The sequence below is a fragment of the Pseudomonas sp. GM21 genome (genome assembly GCF_000282215.1).
Lineage (GTDB): Bacteria > Pseudomonadota > Gammaproteobacteria > Pseudomonadales > Pseudomonadaceae > Aquipseudomonas.
Genome location: NZ_AKJS01000063.1, coordinates 1 through 997, shown reverse-complemented (window position 1 = coordinate 997; position 997 = coordinate 1). Strand labels below are relative to the sequence as shown.

Sequence of the window (997 nt, the reverse complement as noted above, 5' to 3'; positions counted from 1 at the left end):
GTAAGGGCCGCACGGTCAATGCTCGGTTTGCCGTGATGTGTGCGCACTATTTGTTTGATCCGGACTTCTGCAACGTGGCCTCGGGCTGGGAGAAAGGCATCGTCGAAAAGAACGTCCAGGACAGCCGGCGACGCATCTGGCTCGATGCTCAAGATTGCATGTTCCACACCTTCGAAGAACTGAATGTCTGGCTTGGACAACGCTGTCGTGCGCTCTGGAACGAGTTGCTGCACCCACAGTACAACGGGCTGACGGTGGCGGACGTCCTGGAACTGGAACGGGTGGAAATGATGCCTATGCCCACGGCCTTTGACGGCTATGTCGAACGCACGGTGCGGGTCTCCAGCACCTGTCTGATCAGCGTGACGCGAAATCGCTACTCGGTGCCGTGTGAACGGGTCGGTCAGTGGGTCAGCAGCCGCCTGTATCCCTCCCGGGTAGTGGTCATCGCCGATGAAACGATAATTGCCAGTCACGAGCGCCTCTTTGATCGAGACCAGGTCAGTTTTGACTGGCAGCATTACATCCCACTCATCGAACGCAAGCCTGGTGCGCTACGCAATGGCGCTCCGTTTGCCGATCTGCCGAAGCCATTGCTGCTTCTCAAGCGTGGTCTGAGACGTCACACCAATGGTGATCGAGTCATGACGCAGGTACTGGCTGCGGTTCCCGTCGCCGGGCTCGATGCCGTGTTGGTGGCTGTTGAGTTGGTACTTGAATCAGGCAGCTTGAGCGCTGATCACATCCTGAATGTCCTGGCTCGACTGACATCGACAGCAGCCCCTCCATCTGCCGAAACCAGTCTTCAACTCAAGGTCGCGCCTGTCGCCAATACGGCGCGCTACGACCGGCTCCGTACCACCGATGAGGAGACTCGCAATGCGTGATCTTATGGCGGAACTCAAAGAACTGCGGCTGCATGGCATGGCCAGCGCTTGGGAAGAGCTGGCGTCCCAAGGAGAAGCTTCGACGGCGTCGTCGAAATGGCTGCTCGAAC

2 protein-coding genes are annotated in these 997 nt (G+C 58.4%); both read left to right on the top strand.

Annotated features, from left to right (window positions below; all coding sequences use genetic code 11):
* On the top strand, window positions 1-887 hold an 887-nt coding region (locus PMI22_RS20805), incomplete at its 5' end, for a Mu transposase domain-containing protein (RefSeq protein WP_007944388.1).
* Window positions 880-997: ATP-binding protein (locus PMI22_RS31315; RefSeq protein ID WP_007944386.1), on the top strand; the 118-nt coding region annotated here is incomplete at its 3' end. The genes PMI22_RS20805 and PMI22_RS31315, both read left to right, overlap by 8 nt.